General features: G+C 66.0%; 18 protein-coding genes and 1 pseudogene. 11 read left to right on the top strand and 8 right to left on the bottom strand.

The genetic code is table 11. The features are described 5' to 3' along the window. From A5708_RS20230 to A5708_RS20210, 5 genes are all read left to right on the top strand, one after another. The coding region (locus A5708_RS20230; RefSeq protein ID WP_155766097.1) for a PHA/PHB synthase family protein at nt 1-1,014 on the top strand (1,014 nt) is incomplete at its 5' end. A 96-nt stretch (nt 1,015-1,110) separates the two neighbouring features. Further along, entirely contained in the window at nt 1,111-1,869 is a 759-nt protein-coding gene (locus A5708_RS20225) for an alpha/beta fold hydrolase (protein WP_231117965.1), read from the top strand. A 179-nt stretch (nt 1,870-2,048) separates the two neighbouring features. Continuing rightward, on the top strand, nt 2,049-2,693 hold the full coding sequence (locus A5708_RS20220; protein WP_065030326.1) for a TetR/AcrR family transcriptional regulator: 645 nt from the start codon (nt 2,049-2,051) through the stop codon (nt 2,691-2,693). Then, nucleotides 2,680-3,357: a hypothetical protein gene (locus tag A5708_RS20215; RefSeq protein WP_065030325.1), complete on the top strand. Its 678-nt coding sequence runs from the start codon at nt 2,680-2,682 to the stop codon at nt 3,355-3,357. Before A5708_RS20220 ends, A5708_RS20215 begins: the two co-directional genes overlap by 14 nt. A 2-nt stretch (nt 3,358-3,359) precedes the next feature. After that, nucleotides 3,360-5,264 (top strand): YhgE/Pip domain-containing protein, encoded by a 1,905-nt coding sequence (locus A5708_RS20210; protein ID WP_065030324.1) that lies wholly within the window; start codon nt 3,360-3,362, stop codon nt 5,262-5,264. Nucleotides 5,265-5,273: 9 nt separating this feature from the next. On the opposite strand, the gene A5708_RS20205 is transcribed toward A5708_RS20210, so the two are convergent. Continuing rightward, on the bottom strand, nt 5,274-6,431 hold the full coding sequence (locus A5708_RS20205) for a Zn-dependent alcohol dehydrogenase (RefSeq protein WP_065030323.1): 1,158 nt from the start codon (nt 6,429-6,431) through the stop codon (nt 5,274-5,276). After that, a complete protein-coding gene (locus tag A5708_RS20200; RefSeq protein ID WP_065030322.1) occupies nt 6,428-7,660 on the bottom strand; it encodes a cytochrome P450 in 1,233 nt (410 codons plus the stop codon). Before A5708_RS20200 ends, A5708_RS20205 begins: the two co-directional genes overlap by 4 nt. A 355-nt stretch (nt 7,661-8,015) precedes the next feature. Here A5708_RS20200 and A5708_RS20195 point away from each other — a divergent pair, with 355 nt between their 5' ends. The 3 genes from A5708_RS20195 to A5708_RS20185 all read left to right on the top strand — a co-directional run bounded on the left by A5708_RS20195 (nt 8,016) and on the right by A5708_RS20185 (nt 11,571). Then, the gene (locus A5708_RS20195) at nt 8,016-8,975 is read left to right on the top strand and encodes an alpha/beta hydrolase (RefSeq protein ID WP_065030321.1); all 960 of its coding nucleotides are present in this window, start codon (nt 8,016-8,018) and stop codon (nt 8,973-8,975) included. A gap of 198 nt (nt 8,976-9,173) precedes the next feature. After that, nucleotides 9,174-10,316 (top strand): acyl-CoA dehydrogenase family protein, encoded by a 1,143-nt coding sequence (locus tag A5708_RS20190; protein ID WP_065030320.1) that lies wholly within the window; start codon nt 9,174-9,176, stop codon nt 10,314-10,316. A 10-nt stretch (nt 10,317-10,326) separates the two neighbouring features. Beyond that, nucleotides 10,327-11,571, top strand: a complete 1,245-nt coding sequence (locus A5708_RS20185) for an acyl-CoA dehydrogenase family protein (protein WP_065030319.1) — start codon at nt 10,327-10,329, stop codon at nt 11,569-11,571. Here the strand turns inward: A5708_RS20185 and A5708_RS20180 are convergent. Then, on the bottom strand, nt 11,568-13,535 hold the full coding sequence (locus A5708_RS20180) for a SpoIIE family protein phosphatase (RefSeq protein ID WP_065030318.1): 1,968 nt from the start codon (nt 13,533-13,535) through the stop codon (nt 11,568-11,570). The two genes, A5708_RS20185 and A5708_RS20180, sit on opposite strands and share 4 nt — an antisense overlap. 255 nt (nt 13,536-13,790) lie before the next feature. On the opposite strand from A5708_RS20180, the gene A5708_RS20175 reads away from it, so the two are divergent. The 3 genes from A5708_RS20175 to A5708_RS20165 are packed head-to-tail and all read left to right on the top strand — an operon-like array spanning nt 13,791 to nt 16,119. Continuing rightward, nucleotides 13,791-14,291 (top strand): oxidoreductase, encoded by a 501-nt coding sequence (locus A5708_RS20175; protein ID WP_065030317.1) that lies wholly within the window; start codon nt 13,791-13,793, stop codon nt 14,289-14,291. Nucleotides 14,292-14,303: 12 nt separating this feature from the next. After that, nucleotides 14,304-15,794 carry a molybdopterin-dependent oxidoreductase gene (locus A5708_RS20170; protein WP_065030316.1) on the top strand — a complete coding sequence of 497 codons (1,491 nt, stop codon included), beginning with the start codon at nt 14,304-14,306 and terminating at the stop codon, nt 15,792-15,794. A 1-nt stretch (nt 15,795) separates the two neighbouring features. After that, the gene (locus tag A5708_RS20165; protein ID WP_065030315.1) at nt 15,796-16,119 is read left to right on the top strand and encodes a hypothetical protein; all 324 of its coding nucleotides are present in this window, start codon (nt 15,796-15,798) and stop codon (nt 16,117-16,119) included. Here the strand turns inward: A5708_RS20165 and A5708_RS20160 are convergent. The 5 genes and pseudogenes from A5708_RS20160 to A5708_RS20140 form a co-directional block, all read right to left on the bottom strand. After that, complete coding sequence (locus A5708_RS20160; RefSeq protein ID WP_081293028.1) at nt 16,067-16,441, bottom strand: hypothetical protein; 375 nt, start codon at nt 16,439-16,441, stop codon at nt 16,067-16,069. The two genes, A5708_RS20165 and A5708_RS20160, sit on opposite strands and share 53 nt — an antisense overlap. A 102-nt stretch (nt 16,442-16,543) precedes the next feature. Next, nucleotides 16,544-17,749: an amidohydrolase family protein gene (locus A5708_RS20155; RefSeq protein ID WP_065030313.1), complete on the bottom strand. Its 1,206-nt coding sequence runs from the start codon at nt 17,747-17,749 to the stop codon at nt 16,544-16,546. Between the two features lie 98 nt (nt 17,750-17,847). After that, nucleotides 17,848-18,885, bottom strand: a complete 1,038-nt coding sequence (locus A5708_RS20150) for a hotdog fold thioesterase (RefSeq protein ID WP_065030312.1) — start codon at nt 18,883-18,885, stop codon at nt 17,848-17,850. A gap of 204 nt (nt 18,886-19,089) precedes the next feature. Beyond that, nucleotides 19,090-20,608, bottom strand: a pseudogene (locus tag A5708_RS20145) (HNH endonuclease signature motif containing protein). Nucleotides 20,609-20,647: 39 nt separating this feature from the next. Continuing rightward, entirely contained in the window at nt 20,648-22,153 is a 1,506-nt protein-coding gene (locus A5708_RS20140) for a class I adenylate-forming enzyme family protein (protein WP_065030311.1), read from the bottom strand. Between the last annotated feature and the right edge of the window lie 9 nt (nt 22,154-22,162).

Genomic DNA, 22,162 nt, shown 5'->3' with positions numbered 1-22,162 from the left:
ATCAACAAGTTCTACGTCATGGACATCGCGCCCGGGCGCAGCATGATCGAGTACTTCGTCCAGCAGGGCCAGCAGGTCTTCACCATTTCATGGCGCAACCCACAAGCACGCCACCGTGATTGGGGCTTCGATACCTACGGCGCCGCCATCGTGGAGGCGATGGACGCGGTGCAGAAAATCACCGGAGCCGACAGCACCCACCTGCTGGCCACCTGCTCGGGCGGCATCCTCGCGGCGATGACGGCGGCGCACCTCGCCGACATCGGCGAGGGCGACCGCGTCGCGGGGCTGAACCTGGCGGTGACCGTGCTGGACGAGACCCGCGCCGGGTTCGCCGCGGCGGCGATGAGCGACCGCGCCGCGCAGGCGGCGATTCGGGTGTCGTCCAGGAAGGGTTATCTCGATGGGCGCGACATGGCGGAGATGTTCGCCTGGCTCCGACCCACCGATCTGGTGTGGCGGTACGTGGTGAACAACTACGTGCAGGGCCGCAAGCCGGCGCCCTTCGACGTGTTGTTCTGGAACGCCGACACGACCCGGATGGCCGCCGCGCTGCACCGCGATCTGGTGCTGATGGGGCTACGGAACGCGCTGGTCACCCCCGGTGGTGTCAGCATGCTGGGCAGCCCGGTCGACCTGGCCAAGATCGTCGCCGATGCGTACATCGTCGGCGGCGTGGCTGACCACATCTCCCCGTGGCAGGCCACCTACCGCAGCGCCCGACTGCTCGGCAGCAAGGACAACCGCTACGTGCTGTCCACCAACGGCCACATCGCGGCGCTGGTCAACCCACCCGGCAACCCCAAGGCGTCGTACCGCACCGGGCAGGTGGACGCCGAGGATCCCCAGGAGTGGCTGGACTCCGCCGAGAAGCACGCAGACTCCTGGTGGCCGGACTACGTGGGCTGGCTCGCCGAGCGCAGCGGTCCCGAGGTTGACGCGCCCAGGGTCCTGGGTGGCGATGATCTTCCGCCGCTCGGCCCGGCCCCGGGCAGCTATGTGATGGAGAAGTGAGCGATGCGCAGCGCATGCGGGAGGAACCTCCGATTGGTGCCGACAAGCACTATTGGCGAGGAGCGCTACATCAGCGTAGCCGGACAGCGGATTCGGATGAACGTGCGGCGCGGCAGCGGCGTGCCGCTGGTGCTCTGCAACGGCATCGGTGCCAGCCTGGAGGTGCTTGACCCGCTGGTGGAGCAATTGGGTTGCACAGTAATCAGATTCGACGTTCCAGGGGCCGGGGGATCACCCACATCCGTTGCTCCCTATGGCTTTCCCTACCTTGCCTGGGTGCTGGGCAGGGTGCTGTCCAAGCTGGGATTCGGAGTGGTGGATGTGCTCGGGCTTTCTTGGGGAGGTGCGCTCGCCCAGCAGTTCGCCTTCCAGAATCCACGCCGTTGCCGGCGCCTGGTGCTCGTGGCGACCGGGACCGGGGCGCTCATGGTGCCCGCGCACCCCCGGGTGCTCGCGAAAATGGTCACCCCGCGCAGGTTCTCGGATCCCGACTACGCGGCGGCGATTGCCGGTGAACTGTATGGCGGTACGGTGCGCGCCCACGGCGAGGACGTGGCGCGCCTGTTTGTGCGGCAGTTACGCGCCGGTTCGAAGATCGGCTACCTGCACCAGTTGCTCGCGGGCGCGGTCTGGACCAGCCTGTTCGCGCTGCCGGCGGTGCGACAGGAAACCCTGATCGTGTCCGGCACCGATGACCCGATCATCCCGGTGATCAACGCCCGCATCATGACGGCGTTGCTGCCGCATGCGCGGCTGTACCTGCACTCCGGCGGACACATCGACCTGGTGCACAACGCGACCGAAATCGCTCCGGTCGTAGAGCAATTCCTGAGCGAGTCCGGAGACCGAGCATGAACCACGATGACATTCCAGACTTCGCCGTCGAGGGTGGGCGCGTGTTGCCCGAGCCCGGCGAGGAAGCGGCCTGGATCACCGGCGGCGCCTAGTCAGCGATCCACTCAGCGATCCACGCATCGCCGCACCCCATCGATACCCATTAGTATCCATTCGATACTGTCGAGTATGCTGTCTCCATGTCTCCCGTCAAGCCGCACCGAACCCGCCCCACCCGCGGGGAGGTTCGTGACCGGATCCTGGACGCGGCGTCGAAGGTCTTCGCCGCCGAAGGGTTCGCCGGCGCCACCATCGATGCGATCGGCCAGTCCGCGGGCTTCACCAAAGGCGCGGTCTATTCCAACTTCGAATCCAAGGACGGACTGTTCCTGGCGCTGCTCGACCGCGAGTTCGAGCTCCGCGGTGAGCAGATCGCCACGGTGCTGGACAGCAGCGGCGGCGACACCGGTGCGGCCGCACGCGAATTGAGCCGGTCCTGGCTCGACTCGGTTCGCGACCATTCCGACTTCTACGTGCTGTTCGTCGAATACTGGCTGCGCGCCCAGCGTGACCCCCAGCTGCGCGAGGGCCTCGTCGCACGCCGCCGCGCCGCCGCCGCCGACCAAGCGGTGCACATCGTCAAATCAGCCCCCTCCGTGGCGTCCGATCGGGAGCTGGCCGACCTCGCCCAGCTCGTCGTCACGATCAACCTCGGAATCGCGATGGAAGAGGTCCTGCGTCCCGGGACCATCAACGCCGACCTGCTCGCGCAGCTGATCACCGCAGTGCTGGAATCGGTCCCGGTTTCCGCCGAGCAGGGAGAGCCTCACCATGGATACAAATGACGGGCCGGACGCTGCGGCGCCACTGATCACCGCCCGCGGTCTGGGCGTCGACGGCGAGCACGGCGCCCTCTTCTCGGATATCGATCTCGCGCTCCCACCGGGTTTTCACGCGATTCGGATGCCCGGCGGACCAGGGCAGACCACGCTACTGCTGACGCTCGCGGGACGTTTCAAGCCGAGCCACGGCACGCTGACCGTCCTCGGTCAAACAACCCCGCGCGCGATCCGCAGGCACTGCTCGATCGCGGCCTTCGAAGACATCGACGAGCTGGAGGAATCGGTGACCGTGGAGACCGTGCTCGCCGAGCAACGCCGGTGGCTGGCGCCGTGGTACTCACCCGTGCCGCTGCAAGCCGGCCAGGCCGAGCTGACCGAGGTTTTCGGCGAGATGACCCCGCCGTCCCACGACACGTACATCGTCGAATTGTCAGACCTGGAACTGTTTTTGCTGCGAATCACGCTGGCGTTGCTGTCGAACCGTCCGATCCTGGTGGTCGGCGACCTCGAGCAGGTTCGTGACAATTCCCGACGGGCGATCGCGGCCGACCGGCTGGGCGTGATCGCGAAGCAGCGCACCGTCGTCGTCGGGGTGACCAATCCGCTCGGCGCCGAAGCGCCCGACCACGAACTTCACGATCACCGCATCCTGACTGGAGAGGACTGACGATGCTGGCTGGACTCGCCTTCGGCTCGGAGATCAAGCGTTTCGGCCGCAGCCGATTGACGCGTGTGGCCATCGTCGTACTGATGCTGCTGCCCCTGGTGTATGGGGCGCTGTACCTGTGGGCGTTCTGGGATCCCTTCGGCCACACCAACAAGATGCCGGTCGCGCTGGTCAACTCCGACCGTGGGGCCGTCGTGTCCGGGCAGCAGTTCAACGCCGGCGCGGAGATCGCCAAGAGCCTGACCGCGGACGGCGGGCTGGACTGGCACGTCGTGGACTTAGCGGAGGCACGCAACGGAGTCGACCACGGCAAGTACTACTTCATGGTCGAGTTGCCGCCGGACTTCAGCGCAGCGATCGCTTCGCCGGTGACCGGGCAACCCAAGAAGGCCAACCTGATCGCCGTCTACAACGACGCCAATAATTACATCTCCACGAGTATCGGTCGTACCGCCATCGGCCAGGTGCTCAACGCCGTGTCCAGCCGGATCTCGGGACAAGCCGTCAATCAGATGCTGTCGGTAGTGGTTTCGTCGGGATCGGGTATCAAGCAGGCCGCAGACGGGGCCGCTCAACTCGATGACGGCGCCGGTCAGCTGGTGGCAGGTCTGGACGCCGCGCGGTCCGGCTCGGCGCAGCTTGCCACCGGTGCCAAGCAACTGTCAGACGGAATCAACCAGGCCACCGACCCGCTGCTCGCGGTGGCCAAGGCGGTCTCGCAAATCGGCGGCAGCACACAGCAACTGCAACAGGGCGCAACCGCGCTGCAACAGGTCAACGACCAGATCGGTGCCATCGCCACCGCGCAGGATACCGCCGCGAACTCGCTATCATCGGTGATCGATCAGCTCTCCGCGCGACAGGATCCGCTGGCGAACAATCTGCGCGGCATCCAGGATCAGCTCCGTGGCCACCAGTTCACTCCCCAGATCCGCCAGCAACTCACCGACGCGCAGAACGCGGCCATCGCCATGACATCGGGGTTGCGCAACCCGGGCAGTCCGCTCGGGTCGGCGCTCGACCAGGTCGGCAGCAAGGGGCAGGACCTGACGAACAAGCTCACCCAACTGCGCGACGGAGCCCAGCAAGTCGCCACCGGCAACGCCGAATTGGCCGGCGGCATCGCCAAGCTCGACGACGGCGCACGACAACTCAAGACAGGATCGGCCGAACTGGCAACCAAACTCGCCCAGGGGGCCGAACAGGTACCCAACTGGACTAGCCAGCAAAAAGATGCGGTCGCCGACACCATCGGTGGTCCGGTGCAACTCGAGGCTTCACACGAGAACGCCGCGCCCAACTTCGGCACCGGGATGGCTCCGTTCTTTCTCACGCTCGCCCTGTTCTTCGGTGCCCTGGTGCTGTGGATGATCTTGCGGCCCTTGCAGGCTCGCGCGATCGCCGCGGAGGTGCTTGCGCTTCGCGTGGTGCTCGCCAGCTACCTACCCGCCGCCGCGATCGCGGTATTCCAAGCCGTCATTCTCTACTGCGTGGTCCGGTTCGCCCTCGGAATGCATGCCGTGCATCCGGTGGCGATGCTGGGGTTCATGGTGCTGATTTCCGGCGCGTTCGTGGCCGCGACGCAGGCGATCAATGCGCTTGTCGGTCCAGCGGTGGGCCGGGTGCTGATCATGGCCCTGCTCATGTTGCAGCTCGTCAGTGCGGGCGGCATGTATCCCGTGGAAACCACGTCACGGCCTTTCCAGGTCCTGCACCGCTTCGACCCGATGACCTATGGCGTCAACGGACTCCGGCAGCTGATACTCGGCGGCATCGACGCCCGGCTATGGCAGGCGATCACCGTGCTGGTCGGGATAACGGCTGTCGCACTGGCGATCTCCTGCCTGTCGGCGCGAAGAGACCGGCTCTGGAATCTCAGCAGGCTGATCCCCGCTATCAAGATGTAGGCCGAGCCGTCAGCTGACGCCGAAATCGATGATGCCGCGGACGATTTTGCCGTTGAGCAGGTCGTCGTAGGCGTCGTTGACCTCGTCGAGGCGATAGCGCTTGGTGATCATCTCGTCCAGCTGAAGCCGGCCCGTCTCATAAAGCCGGGCCAGCCGGGAAATGTCCGCCTTCGGGTTGCACGAGCCGAATATGGTGCCCGCCAACGTCTTGTTCATCAGGATGAAGTCCTGCAGGTCGATCTTGACCGACCGGGTCAACTGCGACGTCATGCCGGTGAGCACGCAGGTGCCGCCCTTGCGGGTGAGCTTCACGGCGTCGCGGACGTCCTCCGGGGTGATCAACGAGGGCGAGACCACCACCGCGTCGGCCATCACCCCGTACGTCAGGCCGCGCACCAGATCCAGCGCCTCGTCGATCGACGCCGCGCTGTGTGTCGCACCGAACTGCAGCGCCGACTTCTGTTTGAAGTCAACCGGATCCACCGCGACGATCTGCGCGGCGCCGTTGATGCGGGCTCCCTGGATCGCGCCCGTGCCGATCCCGCCGACGCCGATTACCACGACCGTGTCGCCGGCGCGCATGTTGGACCGGTTGGCGACGGAACCGTAACCGGTCGGGATGGCGCAGGACAGCAGGGCGCTCGATGCCAGCGGCAGGTGTCGCTCGATCTTCACCAGTGAATTCGTCGACACCACAGTGTGTTCGGCGAATGCGCCGATCTTGGCGATGTGGCCAAGGCTGCGGCCCTCGGCGGTGTGGTGGCGGAACGTGCCGTCCGTCGGCATCCCCGGGATCATGGTGCCGATGCCGACGTCGCACAGGTACTCGATTCCGCTGGCGCACCAACGGCATTGGCCGCACACGGCCACGAACGACATCACCACGTGGTCACCCGGCTCGAAGTCGGTGACACCCGGGCCGACCTCGCGCACGATGCCGGAGCCCTCGTGGCCACCGATCGTCGGGAACATGGTCGGCAGCCCCATCGATCGCATCACCTCGTTGGGCGCCGACATGTCGCCTTTGAGGATGTGGTCGTCGGAGTGGCACAAACCGGCCGCCGCCATCTGCACCAGCACCTCGCCGGCCTTGGGGGGATCGAGCTCGAATTCCTCGACGGACCACGGCCCGCCGACGTCGTGCAGGATCGCTGCGCGGCTTCTCATGCGGCGGGGGCGAACGTCACCGGAAGCTTGTTCGGCGACCGGAAGGTGAGCCCGACGATCTTGGATTCCTCGCCGGTGCCGTCGTCGGGCACGAAGGTCAGATTTTCGACGCGGTCTAACAGGCTGTTCAGCATGACCCGGGTTTCCAGCCGGGCCAGGTGCATGCCGAGGCACATGTGGATTCCGCCGGCGAAGGCGATGTGGGATTGCCGCGGCCGGCGGATGTCGAACGTGTCGGGATCGGTCCAGCGGGTCTCGTCACGATTGGCCGAGCCCATGCACATGTCGATCTGGGCCTCGGCAGGGATTGTCTTACCGCCGATTTCGACCTCTTCGGTTGTGGTCCGCATAACCATGGTCAGTGGCGTTTCGAACCGCAGGCCCTCCTCGATCGCCATGGGTATCAGCGACCGGTCCTGGTTGACCATCGCGAGCTGTTCGGGGTGGGTCAGCAGCAGGTAGAGCAGATTGCCCGATGAGCGATAGGTGGTCTCCAGGCCGGCCGGGAGCAGCAGCCGCAAAAAGGCGATGATGGCCTCGTCGGTGAGTTTCTCACCGTCGATCTCGGCGGCGACCAGGTCGCCGATGATGTCATCGGTGAGCTTGCGCCTGCGCTGCTCGACCTGTTTGAGGAAATAGTCGTAGAGCTCTGTCGCGGCGTTCAAACCCGCCTCGATGTCGGTCGGGATCGAGATCAGGTCGAGTGACAACCGCCGGAAGAAGTCCAGATCCTCGGCCGGCAGGCCGAGCAGCGTCGAGATGATCCGCGTGGGAAATTCGAAAGTGACCGCCTTCACCAGATCGGCTTGACCGTCGTCCTTGATCTCGTCGACCAGTCGATCGCAGACCGGCCCGATGACCGACGGTTCCCAGCGTTCCAGCGCGGTCGCGCGGAACGCCTTGGCCACCAGGTTGCGGTGATCGTGATGTTCTCGGCCGCCCATCGCCAGGATGGTGTGTCCCATCACCAACCCGATCGTCTTGTCGTAGGCGGCCGACGTGAAGATCCGGTCGTCGCGAAAGGCTTGGGATACACCGTTGTAATCGAACAGGACCCACTCGTCTCTGGGTCGAAGCTCTTCCGGCAACTGGGTGTTATCGGTCAGGGAACCATGCCACACCGGGTCGGTGCGACGCATGTGTTGAAAAAACGGGTAGGGGCTGGTTTCACCGGTGAAATCGAGCGAGGGTACGACGGGCTGACTGTTCGGACCAGTGCTGAGCGTCATCGGCGCTCCTCCTGAAACAACGGATAAGGCGGTTCACGCGGACCGGGTGACGAGTGCCCGCGAAATCCACGGCGGGTATGCCGAGCTGAAAATAGCTATCATAGTATAGATAGCAACGAAGCCCAATGGCTGTGCTCGCCGGGCCGACGGCGATCGATTCGCGGCGTGCCGCAGGCCCACTCGATGCGGCTCCATTTCTCCCGCGGCGCCGGCCCGCCGGGCTCGTTTCGCGTCGCCGAGCACCTGGTGTGTCGCCGCCTAAAAGCGCAGGTCTACCTTGAAGGTGGTTTACGGTAAGGCTGACCCTCCGGGACCGCCGATGAGCCCGCACGACGAGCCCGAAAAACGAGTTGATATGACACAGACGAACCTGGCCCGGCCGCACGGCCTCGGCCGCATCGATCCGGTGCTGCGCGATGCCGCCGTGGAGTTGGGCGCCTTCGAATTCCGTGTCGAGACACTGCCGGCCGAGCGTGAACACGCCAACCTGCTGGCCGCGCAGCGCGCCGCAGCGGCCGATACCACTGGCGTCTCCATTGATTCACGATCCATCGCCGGTCCGGACGGTCAGCAGCTGGGCCTGCGTTTGTATCGTGGCCACACCGAATCCGCCGCGCCGCTGGTGGTGTACGCGCATGGCGGCGGGTTCGTCACCGGGAACCTGGAGACCGACCACGCGCACTGCGTGGAGCTGGCCCGCGACGGGGGCTGCCTGGTGGTGTCGGTGGACTACCGCCTGGCCCCAGAAAATCCGTGTCCGGCGGCGCTCGACGATGTCGAGGCGGCCTTTCGTTACGCCGTCGAGAACAGCGCGGAGCTGGACGCCGATGCGAGCCGGATCGCGGTGATGGGCCGCGATGCGGGCGCGGCGCTGGTCGCGGGTCTGACCCAGCGCACGTTCGACCGCGAAGGTCCGGCGATCCTGATGCAGATCCTGCACCAGCCGATGCTCGATTCCGATGCCACGCCGTCGCGTCGGGAATTCCAGCGCACCCCAGGTCTCAACGGTCCGGCCGTGAGCCGGGCGTGGAACCACTATCTCGGCGACGCCCGCGCCAACGGTCAACACGTCCCCGCGCACCGCGCCAATCTCGAAGGCCTACCGCCCACGTTCGTCAGCTGCTCCGAGATCGATCCGTGCCGCGACGAGGCCATCGACTACGCCAACCGGCTGTTGCACGCGTACGTCCACACCGAATTGCACGTGATCGCCGCGACCTTCAACGGCTTCGACTCGATGGTCCCCGATTGGGTTGTTTCCCAGGAGAATCGGGCGCTGCATGCGCAAGCGGTCCGCCGCGTGTTCGCGATGTAGCGCAATCGTGTGCGCGGGACCCCGCCGAACGTCTTGACCTACTTTTACCGACTGAACTCCGGTATCTCTTACCGTATCGCGCGTTGCTAACATCGAATCGGCAGCCAACCGAGGACCGATCGGGCGGATGATCAAATACTCAAACCGATTCCGTTGCAGCCGCAGCGATCGAATGTCAAGAAGGATCCCCTCGGCACTATGACCACCCTCGACTCTCCCGAAAAGATCCTTTTCACCTCGACCACCCAGGCGTTTCTGGAAAAGGAAGCGCCGCTGCGCCGGGTGCGGGAGCTGCACGCCGCGGGCACGTCATTCGATCCCGCGTGGTGGCAGCGCGCCGCGGAGCTCGGCTGGACGGGCCTGCTCGTGCCGGAGGAGTTGGGCGGCGGAAGCGTCTCGGAGAACGGCTTCGCCGATCTCGCGATGGTCGCCGAGCAACTCGGCAAGACGGTGGCGCCCGGACCGCTGTACCCGGTCAGCACCGTGCTGGCCGGGCTTGTCGAGTGCACAAACTCCGACGAGCACGCCGACGCCATCGAGGCGCTGATAGCGGGTGAATCCGTGGCGTCGTGGGCGGTCTGCGAGCCGGGCCGGGGCTGGGCACCGCTGGATCCTTCGGTCACGGCCACCGAAACCGATTCCGGTTACCGCATCGACGGCGTCAAGGACCGCGTCGAGGCGGCCGCCCAGAGTGCGCTGCTGCTGCTGGTGGCGCGGTGCGGCGCCGAGATTCGTCAGTTCCTCGTCCCGACGGACGCGCCGGGGGTCCGGATCGAGCCCCAACAGTCGGTCGATCTGGTCAAGCAATACGGCCGGGTGCACTTCGACGGCGTCGTGGTGCCGCGGTCGGCGGCCGTCGGCACCGCCGGCGAGACGGCTGCGCTCGTCGATCGACAAAGTCAGATCGCCCAGGTGCTGCAATGCGCCGAGGTGGTCGGCGCCCTGCAGACGGTGTTCGACCTCACCGTGCGGTGGGCGCTGGACCGGCACACATTCGGTCGCCCGCTGGCGTCGTATCAGGCGCTCAAGCACAAGTTCGCCGACATGAAGCTCTGGCTGGAAGCCTGTCGCGCCACCACCTCGGCGGCGGTCGCCGACGTGGCCGCCCGCGCGCCGGAAGCGAGTGTGTCGGCCAGCATCGCCAAGTCCTACGTGGGCGAGATGGCGGGGCAGATCGTCCAGGCGTGTGTGCAGATGCACGGTGGCATCGGCGTCACCTGGGAGCATGACCTGCATCTGTACCTTCGCCGGATCACGTTGTACCGCGGCATGTTTGGGACGCCGGAGGAGCATAATTTGCGCGTGTACGAGTTTGAGAAGGCGGGTCGTTCGGCGAAATGAGGAAGATCCGATGACGTCGACGGAGTCCGTTGCGGAGTTCGCCGCCCGGGGCAGGGCATGGCTGGCGGACAACATGCCCGCCATCGACAGTGAGGCCCCGCCGGCCGCGCCACGTGACGAGGAAAGGGCCTGGCTGAGGGCCAGAGAGCTGCAAAAGCGTTTGTATGACGGCGGATTCGCCGGCATCTGTTTCCCTCGGGAGTACGGCGGCCTCGGGCTGGACTACGAGTACCAGAAGGCCTTCGATGTCGAATCCCTCGACTACGAGATGCCGTTGATTCTCAACACCCCGACGTTCACCATCTGCTGCGCCACCCTGCTCGACACCGGCAGCGAAGAGCAGAAGAAGCAGCACATCGCCGCGGCGCTGCGCGGTGAGGAAGTGCTGGTTCAGCTGTTGAGTGAGCCCAGTGGCGGATCGGACCTGGCCGGTGTCCTCACCCGGGCCGAGCGGCGGGGCGACCGTTGGATCATCAACGGCGCCAAGACCTGGAGCACGAGCGCGTTCGCCGCCGATTACGGCCTGTGTCTGGCCCGCACCAACTGGGACGTGCCCAAGCACGAGGGCCTGACGATGTTCCTGGTGCCCATCGCGCATCCGGGAATCACGTTGCGGCACATCACAATGCTGAGCGGTTCCACCGAATTCTGCGAGGAGTTCCTCGACGGTGTCGACGTCGGAGATGACGCCGTCGTCGGCGAGGTCAACGGCGGCTGGGCGGTGGCATCCCGGCAGCTGTACCACGAACGCCGAGCGGTGGGGCAGGGGTCCGAGTTCGCCAGCGGTAGCGGCAGCGAGGGCGGCAACGCGATTCCGGTCGACTACGTTGCGCTTGCGGAGAAGACCGGGCAAGCCGACAACGAGCGCGTGCGCGAGATGGCCGGTCGCGCCCTGGTGCACCGCGCGGTGGCCGAGCAACTGATCGGTCACGTGTACCGCAGCGTGAGAGATGGTGCGCTGCCGGCCGCAGCCGGAACGCTCATCAGGTTGTTCCACTCCGAGACCACGACCACCGACGTCGACACGGCGCTGGCGATCGCGGGAAGCGCGGGCGTGGTGGGGGAGCAGGGCGCCGGACTCGAAACGGGCCTGCGGTATCTATCCCGGCAGACTGTCGCCATCGGCGGCGGCACAACGGAGATGGCCCGCAACGTGATCGGCGAGCGGGTGCTGGGCTTCCCGCGGGAGTACGCCGCCGATCGCGGGGTTCCGTTCAATCAGGTGCGGCACGGCGAGCGGGCCGACCGGGCCTAACCCTCGGCGACGACGTTCTCGGCGAGGCCGCTGACCACCGGGATCTGCACCAGCGACAGCACGTGGTGCGCGGGGCTTCCCGGTGGGGCCACCAGCACGTACTCGCTGCCCTGCCGGAGCGCCCGCTCGCGGGCGGCGGCCAGCGCGCTGACGCCCGCCGATCCGAGGTGGGTGACGGCGGTGAGATCGACCGTCAACGGCGCGACGCCGGAACGGCTTTCGACCGCGATCTGACGGTCCAAAGTGGAGGCGGTATTGGAGTCGACGTCGCCACTGACCACGATGCGGCCCGGTTCGGTGACCTCGGAGACGAATTCTGCATTGGCCGTCCGCCGATCGGCCGCCCGGCTGACCACGGAGTCGGTGACGAAATTCGCCGCCCGCGAGAGTTGGTGCGTCACACTGGCGGTCGTCCCGTCGGCGCCGTGACTGACGTGCGCCTCCGACACCAGGGCCTCGGCCATGGCGAGGCCGCGGCCACGGCCCGTCTCGCCCTCGCGGTGGTCCTTCCACCGTCCGCTGTCGGTCACCGAGGCGTGCAGGTTGCCGTCGCCGGACAGCGTCGCCTCGACGACAATGCCGTCGGGGACCTCGGCGGCATAACCGTGCTCGACCGCGTTCTCGACGAACTCCGAGATCGCATGCACCACATCGGAGATGTCGTCGGCGTCGGCGCCGAGCTCCGACAGCCACTGCCGCAGGCGGGTGCGTACCGTGCGTGCGGTCCGGATGGTCGCGTCCAGTGTCAGGTGCAGGGGTGTGGGCGGTGTGCGGCGTTGCGCCGCAAGGAGTGTCACGTCGTCGGTGTAGCCCGTCGAGCGCAGCAGTAATTCCAGTGTCTCCGAGCAGATTCGGTCAATCGGCCGCACCGATGACTCGATGACGAACCCGCGCTGGCCGCCGACGATGTTCGCGGTCAGCTCGGCGAATTCGGCGGTGCTGGCGCCCAGCGGCCGGCCGGGTCGTTCGATCAGGCCGTCGGTGTACAGCAGGATCGAGTCGCCCACGTCGAGGAATTCGGTGCGCACCGGAAAGCCGGTGCCGCTGCCGAGCGGGCCGCCGCCGGAGGGCTCGAGATAGCGTGCGGTGGCATCCGCCGTCACCAGAAGCGGCGGCGGGTGTCCGGCGGTGCAGTACCGGAATTCGCCGGTGCCGAAGTCGAGGGAGCCGACGCAGATGGTGGCCGTGTTCGAGCCGGGGACGTGCTTGCGGAAGCGGTCGACCGCCTCGAGCGCCTCGGCGATCGGATATCCCGCGACGACCTGCATCCGCAGCGCGGTGCGCAGCTGCGACATCACCGCGGCCGCTTCGACGCCGTGGCCGACGACGTCTCCGACGACGAGCACCAGCCGGTCCCCGAGGGGTATCGCGTCGAACCAGTCACCACCGGCCGCGGTGTCCTCCGCGGCGACGAGGTACTGCGCGGTCACGTCCGCGCCCGGGATGATGGGCACCGACGGTGCCAGTAGCGCCTGCTGCATGACGGTGGCGGAATCGCGGACGTTGCGGTACCGCTCGGACATCTCCTCGAGGCGTGCTTCGGCGGCCATCCGCGTCTGCACCCGGCTGGTGACGTCGACGAAGGCCAGCTGGACGCCTTCGATCGAGCCGTCCTCTGCGCGGCGCGCCGTGACGATGAAGTCGAAGAAGTGTTCCTGCGCTCGTCCCTCGCCCTCGAAGTCGGCCTGCACCCGCCATTCCGTGCCCGACTGCGGCTCGCCGGTTTGATATACCCGGTCGAACATGTGCAGGATTTCCTGGCTCTCCAGCTCGGGATAGATGTCTCGGACAAATAACCCGATGGAGTCAATTGGCGGACTGAGTGTGCGGTAAGCCGCATTGACCGCGACAAATCGATGGTCGGGCCCCTCGAGCCCGACCAACAGTGCCGGAACATTCTCGAAGACGCGGCGTACGTCGTCTGCCGCGCCCACGGTTCTGTCCCAGTCCTTTTCGGCCACCATATGGCCGTTCCTCCTAGCAGCCGCCGGGCGGCCCGCAGAGGGGCCGAGTCGAAAACCGGGTCAATAGGGCTGACCTATTTGCACACGTAGTTGTTCAGATTAGCAATTGTTTCGTGTATGCGTATTGCAAGGTTTGATACCGGTCTCGTCGGTGTCTGTAAATTCGCTGATAAAGCATGACGACCGCGAAGATCGCGGCCCGCCGAGCCGCCGAGCAGCCCGTTTGCGGACGTGCGGGGCGGGTACCTGGCAGTTGTGGCCGATCTCGTGGCGCGACGCACGATGGCGCTGTGGCGGCGTCTTTTGTCGTCCCCTGTGCTGACGTTGAACGGCTGGGTGGCGTTCAACCTGCCGCGCACGGTAACCGCTCTGGGCGGGGGGCTTTTGACCGGGTTGGTGGGGGCGCACGTCTACCTGCTGGTCGCCGAGCCGGACCTGCCCCGCTATTTCGTCGCCTACGTGCTGGTGTTGGCTGCCGTGTGCCTGACCGCGGCGAGCGCCATGGTGGTCGGCGTCAAACCTGCTGTGCCCCAGGCGGGTTGGTACCTCGGCAGTTTGGTCTGCGTGGCATTTCTCGCCCTGTATCTGGTCACTCGCTGGGTCAGCCTGCCCGGGATGGTCACGATGACCGCGCGATGGGACTTCGCACCCGGAACATTGGGAATGGCTTGCGCGGCGGCGTTTATCGTCGTGCACACGACGGTGCTGTCGGGCATCAACGTGGCCTACCCGCGTCGCCGGCAGTGGTATGACTGAGGGGGCGCCGGCATGACAGTGTTGGACTATCCGGTCTGGCTGCGCATCGACCATTGGCTGAACGTGTTGTTCGTGACGCTGATTCTGCGCAGCGGAATCGAGATTCTGGCCACCCACCCGAAGTTGTATTGGCACGACGACAGCAAGCCGGGCACCGAGTGGGCGCGCTTCACCCGAAAGGTGATGCCGCGGGACAGGATCTACGACACGCTGGATGAGGAGGAGGACTACAGCCCGTTCATTTCGTTGCCCGGCCGCGCGCAGCTCGGTGTGGGCCGCCACTGGCATTTCTTCGTGGTCATCGGCTGGATTCTGCTCGGTCTGTCCTACTACATCCTGTTGTTCGCGACCGGCCAGTGGCATCGCTACTGGCCGGCCTCGTGGTCGATCTTCCCCGAAGCGTGGGACGACGTCGTCACGTATATGTCGTTCAATCTGCCGCCGGTGCTGCCCGGTGAGCCGCTGGACGCCATGCAGAAGCTGACGTACGCCGGGGTCGTCTTTGTTCTGGCGCCTTTTCAGATCCTCACCGGGGCCGCTCAGTCTCCGGCGATCGAGGCGCGGTTCCCCTGGTATGTGCGAATGTGGGGTGGGCGGCAATGGGCGCGGAGCTTGCACTTCTTCGGCCTCATCGCGTTCCTGGTCTTCATCGTGATTCATCTGTCGATGATTTTTTTCTGGGGCTGGGGAAGGCTCACCGCGTCAATGATTTTCGGTGCGGTCCGTAACACGTACTGGGCGACCACCATCTCACTGCTGATCATTGCGGCGATCATCGCCGTCCACGTCGCGGCGACGGTCTGGAGTCTGCGCAATCCCCGGTCGGTGCAGCGCGTGCTGGGCGCGGTCGTCACCGCGGCGCGCCTGCTACTGCTGCGGCCGCTGAACTCGCGGCAGAACTATCCGGCGCACAAAATCTCCAAGCAACACCGCATCAACGGAAAGCCGCCCACCAGCACGGAATACAAGGTGATGGCGGTGCACAACTTCGTGGACTGGCGGCTGCGGGTCGGCGGGTTGGTGGAAAATCCGGTGATCATGGACCTCAGCGCGCTGCGCGCACTCGCCGAGTCCGAAACGCAGTGTGTGATGCACAATTGCGTCCAGGGCTGGACCAGCATCGGCGAATGGACCGGCGTTCACCTGCATCGGCTGGTGGACCTGGTGCGGCCGCTGCCGCAGGCACGCTACATCTGCTTTCTGACGATGCAGGACAACAGCACCGACGAGCCGGCGTCGCATGGCGGTGGCCAGTTCTATGAGGTGATCGACCTCGAGTTCGCCGACAAGCCGCAGACCCTGCTCGCCTATGAAATGAACGGTGCGCCTCTGCCGATCCAGCACGGTGCACCCTTACGTCTGCGGGTGGAAACTCAGGTGGGCTTCAAAATGGCCAAGTGGATCAACCAGATCGAATTCGTCGAGGACTACGCCGGGATCGGCATGGGTACCGGCGGCTGGCGCGAGGACCGCGTGTACTACGACAAGGACGTGGAAATCTGAGATGACCGATACGGCGACTGACGGAATCGGGACACGTCCCGAGCTGATCAGTTTGGATTCGGTGGCGCACCATCGCGTGCTCGAGCAGGTCGCGGCCAAGGGCGGGCACTGTGAAGCCTGCGGCGCAACGGATTTCGCCATCGGCGATGCCCTCTACCTGGGTTTCCTGTTTTTGAACGAGGATGCCGACGCATACATGGTCGCGCTGACCTGCCGCAACCCGGACTGCCCCAAGCCGCGAACCGCGATCAGGTTGCGCGACGCCGACTTTCTCACCTACGCAGGAAGCGACTCGGACGCTTCCGGGCAGAACGCCCCCGGTTAGCCTGGCCATCCGTGGACCCGGGGAGTTGCGGCCGAGCCAGATCGAATCGCTCTATCAGCGGCGACAATTCGCGAAGCTGGTCGCATAGCGATCGAAACCGCCGCTGATCGTCGTCGCCGAGCCGCCCCAGCGAACCGTAATGCGCCACGCGCGGCAGCCGTCCCGCGAGCGCGGCGCCCCACCTGATGCTCAGGTCGTAGATCTCTTCGTCGTCGACGTCGTCGCGCTGTCCGAGTCGTTGCAGGGCCTCGATCTGCTCGGTGAGCAACGCGACGTCGTCATCGATGCTGACCGGTGTCCCATCGTCCGGTACCCCGCTCATCTGCCCTCCATCCGCCGTCGGGCGGAACTCGTCAACGCTCATGTGACGAGTACCCTCCGGCGGTCCGGCCACACCGAACCGCCGGAGGCAGCGATCAGGCGATCAGGCTGAGACGGGTTTCTTGGCCGGCGCGGACACCTTCATGAGCTTCATCAGGTTGCCGCCCATGATCTTGGCGATGTCTTCTTCGGAGAAGTCGGTGAGCTCGTCGACGAACGAGATCGGGTCCTTCAGGCCCTCGGGGTGGGGCCAGTCGGAGCCGAACATCACCCGGTCGGTGCCGACCATGTTGACGATCTCGGTGAACCGGTCCTCCCAGAACGGAGTGATGTAGACGCACCGCTTGAACGCCTCGATGGGGTCCTCGCTGAACGCCTGGGGCATCTTCTTGTAGACGCCCTTGAGGCCCTTGAACAGGTCGGGCACCCAGTCGGCGCCGTTCTCGATGGACAGGATCCGCAGCTCCGGGTTGCGCGACAGTGCGCCATGGCACACCAGCGCACCCATCGCATCCAGGATCGGCCGATGGCCCATCGCGAAGCTGCGGAATGCGGTCGGCTTGAACGGGAGGAACTCGTCACCGGGCTCCCACACGTTTGCGAATTCCGAGTAGCCGCTGTCCGAGGCGTGCATCGAGACCGGGATCTCGGCCTTGATGCAGGCCTGCCAGAACGGGTCGAACTCCTCGAGCCCGAAGGATCGGCTGCCCTTGTAGCCGGGTACCGGCGCCGGCCGAACCAGCACGGTGCGGGCACCGCGCTCCAGGCACCACTGAAGTTCTTCCAGCGCGCGGTCGACGATCGGCAGCGTGATGACCGGGGTGGCGAAGATGCGGTCCTGGTAGTTGAACGTCCACTGCTCGTGCATCCATTCGTTGAGCGCGTGGATGACGTCGTGGGTCATCTCCGGGTCGTCCTTCATGCGCTCCTCGACCAGGCTGGCCAGCGTCGGGAACATCAGGGCGTAGTCGATGCCGAGTTCGTCCATGACTTCCAGTCGCGCGCCCGGTTCGCGGAAGGCGGGGATGGCCTTCATCGGTTCGCCGAGGATCTCGCGGTAGCTCTTGCCCTGCGCGCCGTTGCGGAAGTAGTCCTCCTGCGCGCCCGGCTTGGCGACCTTCTCGAAAGTCGGGTTGGGGATGTACTCGCTGATGTGGCCGCGCACAACGATTTTGGTGCGACCGCGGACCTGCACATAGTCGATGACGTTCTTGCGCTTCTCCGGAAGGTATTTGGTCAGCGCTTCCTGCGGCTCGTACATGTGGTTGTCGGCGTCGAACACGGGGAAGGAAAGTTCGCGCGAGGGCATGGCGATCTCCTATAGAAGTCTTGAATTCGCTATCGCTGGTAACGACGTTACCACTTCTGTGCAATCAGGTGTACCTGGTCGGCGGACCCTTGACAGGCTCAGGCCTCCGGCCAGCTCGGGAGCTTTGGTGTGGCCCCCTCGATGACGGCGAAGTTGACGGTCGCCGTGGCGAGCAGTTCGTCGTCGCCGTCGCCGTCGCCGTAGATGTCCACCTGCATCACCATCGCTCGTCGCCCGGACCGCAGCATCGTGGGCACGGCGAAGGCCGAGCCCTGGCGGACCGGCCGCAGGTAGCGGACGAACAGGTCCGCGGTGGTCATGGTGGTGCCCGGTTGCAGATAGTCCAGCCCGAATTGTCCGCCCGCCACGTCCACGAGCGTGGCGATCAGCCCGCCCTGCAGCGCGCCGGACGTGTTGACGACCGCAGGGCTGACCGGCATGGTCATGGCGAATTCGCCGTTGCGGGTGCCGGGGCGCATGCCGATCTGGGCGAACAGCTCGGCCAGCGACGGGGCGGCGGATTCTTCGTCGGTGTCGCGGATGCCCAGCGCGCGGCTGCAGAAGTCATACAGCTGGCCGGCGTCGACCGGTGATCCGTTCAATTCCGAACCGAGCCAATGCAATCGCTGCGCGCCCATCATCGTCTGCATGACGATGGCGGCCGCCGCGCCGACATCCAGGCCGGGGTTGAAGACTCCCTCGGTGATGCCCTGCCCGACGATGTCGCGAATCAGGCCGTGCAGGGGAGAGAGCACCCGGGCATATTCGCGGGGCCGGGTCTCGGCCAGGTGCTGGTTGTAGAGGGTCAACGCGCGATTGAGGCTGTCCTGGGTGCTCGACTCCGGTTGTTGGCTGAGTCGGTCGATCAGCAATTTCAGTGCCGAGGTGCTGTCCAGCCCCGTGGTTTCGGAGCGCCACGTCTGCACCGAGTGGGCGATGGTTCGATCGAACAGCGCCAGCAGCAGTTCGTCCTTGCTGTTGAAGTGTTGGTAGAAGGCTCGCAGCGATGTCTTGGAGCGCGCGACCACCTCTTGCACGGTGAAGTCGGTGCGCCCCGTTTCGCCCAGTATCGCCACGGCGGTCTTGATGAAGCGGTCGCCACGGGTGATCTCCACCTCGTCGCTGGGGTCGGCCATGAGCGTTGGTCCCCTTCCATAGCGCGCTGGTCGCGCTATGAGAATGAGGTTACCGCGACTGGCGGCACGAGGTGGCGCTTACGCCTTGGGGCAGAAAATCCCGAGTATCTGCTGGCAGTTGTCCCTGGTGATGAGGGCCGGCGGCGGCGGGGGCTTCGTCGGCAGTCTTGCGCTTGATTTTGCTACCGATCCCAATTGCGGGACCTAGAAGGGCGGTGGTTCTGGGTCGGGCGGATGATGTTGAGTGGTGAGCGGTGTTGCCGCTCGACTCGTGTCGCAGGCGATGCGGGCTGCGCGGTTGTGTCGGCGTTCGCCGGCGATGTACTTCGCGCGGTTATCGGCGCGGGTTCGTCGCCGTTGCGGGCATCATGGCGGCACGATCGCCGAGGCGGTCGGGTTGCTGAGGCCGGCCTGTCTCACCGGTTGGCGTGCACAGGGACGGAAACAGCAGCGCGCTGCCCGGGGTGGTCACGTAAGTGTGCCCCGACGGGGAGCGCCAGATCACCGTGCCGTCAGGCAGCTGCTGGTCCTGCCATCCCCAGAAGGTTTTGATCAGATGATGTTGACGGCAAAGGCATTTCAGGTTGGATGCGTGCGTCATGCCGCCCTGAGAGTGCGGGATCGTATGGTCGAGATCGGCCTCGGTTGCGGGGCGGTCGCACCCGGGGAAACGGCACGTCAAATCGCGGCAGCGCACGAAGTCGTCGAGCGCCTGTGAGGCGACGTACCCGCGCTCCGGCGGCGCGTCCAGGGGATGCGCCAGGGGGCGCAATTTCGACGAGTCGGCAAGCTGCGCAACCAACTCCGCAGGGACGAGCACGTCGCTGCCGATGATCGAACCGGGGTCTGGCGAGGCGCCGTCGATGGTGGATTGGTTGGCCACCACGTGGATCACGACCGGGCCGGGCACCGAGCGCGCGCCGGCGGGACATGCCGGCTCCCCGCAGCGACACTGCAGCCGTTCGGCTCCGGCCGCCAATGCCCCCATCGCATCGGCGCGACGCTGCTGCAGAGTTCGCGGATCACCTTCACAAACGGTGCCGGCCAACGCATTCAAGCGAGCGTCCACGGCGTGGGCATCGGTGGTGAACAGTGTTGCCTGAACCTCTGACAGGCCGTCGCCGCCGTCCCAGATCGAGAATTCGCGACCCGCTTGGTGTTCGCGGCGTCGCCGGACCGCGTCGCGGTCTGCCCGGGCCACCACCCGATCCACTGCAGCGGCCAGTCGCCCGCGCGCCATCGGCGGCCACCGCTGCATTCGTAGCGCGAGCGAGGCGTCGACCGCGGCCATCACCTCGGCATCGTCGATCAAGTCGGTGCGGAACACGATCGTCTGGAACGTCGAATAGCTGATGTCACCGCAGACCAACGCGGAGCCCACTTGTGGTAGCCGATTGCGCATGGCGCGCGAATAGTTCAGAAAACTTGACGCCAGCGCCTGGCTGATTCCCAGCGCGGCGGCGATCTCTGCGGATATGGAATCCCACGTGTCGGACACCCAGGTCTCGCGTTCCCCGTATTGGCGCAGCCGCAGCATGTCGAGTTCGCCGATTGCCACCAGGCGCTCACCGGCCGCTTGGTTCTCCGCGCGCGACGGCGAACAGATCCGATCCAGCAAGGCCGCGGACTCCGGCGTAGCTGCTGGACACAGACGCTCGAACATGGCGTCAAACCTAGCGATCACCTCGGGTGGCGATCCACGGCCCCTGGTCGCTTCGAACATACATTCGATTATAGACCCGGCCCTGACAACCTTCGCGCGTCAGCCGCCCCGAGCCTCGATCATCGCCGAGCGGTTGACCTTGGTCGCTGCGGTGCGCGGAATCGCGTCGACGAACTCGACGGTCTTGGGCGCCTTGTACGGGGCGAGGCGATTCTTCGCGTAGTCGATCACCTGCTGCTCGGACAGAGGCGCGGCGCCGTCGGTTTCGGCGCGCTGGATAACGGCGTGCACGCGCCGTCCCCATTGCTTGTCGGCCAGCCCGATCACGACGACGTCGGCGATGCCCGGGTGACCGGCGAGTGCGGACTCGACCTCGGCCGGAAAGACATTGGCGCCGCCGGTCACGATCATGTCGACGCGGCGGTCGACGATATAGAGGAAGCCGTCCTCGTCGAGGTGGCCGATGTCGCCGGCCGAGCGGAAGCCGTCCTCGGTCGACGGCAGCGGGGGTGCCCCGCCCAGGTAGCGGTATCCCGCGCTCATCGGCGCTCGCAGGTAGATGTCCCCGTCTTCGCCGGGTCCCAGCGGTCGTTTGTCGGCGTCCAGGATACGGATCTCGGTGTCACGGAAGCCCCGGCCCACGCTGCCCGGGTGGGCGAGCCACTCGTCGCCGCGCAACGCGGTGAGCCCGAGGTTTTCGGTCATGCCGTATGCCGTCACCATCTGCTCGGGGCTGAGCAGTTCGAACCAGGTGTGCAGCAACGACGGCGGCATCACCGCGGCGCCCTGTAGGACGAAGACGATGCTGGACAGATCCCGCTGCCGCACGTCGGGCCGGGCCGCGATGCGCGCCAGCATGGTGGGGGTGGCGGTGAAGTTGGTGATCCGGAAACGTTCGATCACATCGAGAACCAGTGCCGCGTCGAACTTTTCGAGGATGACCAGATGGTCGCCGGCCAGCATCATCAGGAAGGTGGCGAAGCCGTTCGTGTGATACATCGGCGCGGGCACCATGATGGTCTGCGGCTGGGCCACCGGCGTCCAGTTCGACAGGAACGGTTCGCCCTGCTGCGGGATCCACAGCGACGGCGCAAGGTTGAGGATCACCTTGGGCACACCGGTGGACCCGCTGCTGCAGATCCCGTTGGCGGTGGGGGAGACGGCGACCGGTAGGGCGTCGGCGGACTCGGCGGCCGCGCGGGTGTCGAGCTCCCAGCGGCTCTGTTCGTCGACGACGACGGCGGGGTCGATCACCGCGCGCACCCGATCGCGCTCCCACTCGGGCAGATCCCAGTGCATCGGGACCGGAACCGCGCCGATCTTCCAGCACCCCAACGTCGCGAGCACAAGATGCCGAGAATTCGGGATAGCAAGGGCGACAAACGAACCCGTTTGGGCCCCCCGGGCGGCCAGAGCCCGTCCCCACTGATTGGCGCGGGCATCGAGTTCGCCGAAAGTCAGCGGCTCCGCGGTGCCGTCGAGCGCGACAATGGTGACGCCCGGATCGTCGCGCCGCTCTTCGGCCAGCTGCTGCAGTTTGATCCCGAATGGGACTCCCTCGTCGAACGGATTCGGCGTCACCGCGGCCGCGGGGGCGGGGCTCATTTACGCCGC

The organism is Mycobacterium colombiense (assembly GCF_001672755.1).
In the GTDB taxonomy this organism is placed as follows: Bacteria; Actinomycetota; Actinomycetes; order Mycobacteriales; family Mycobacteriaceae; genus Mycobacterium; species Mycobacterium colombiense_C.
This window is presented reverse-complemented; position numbering and strand designations above follow the sequence as displayed.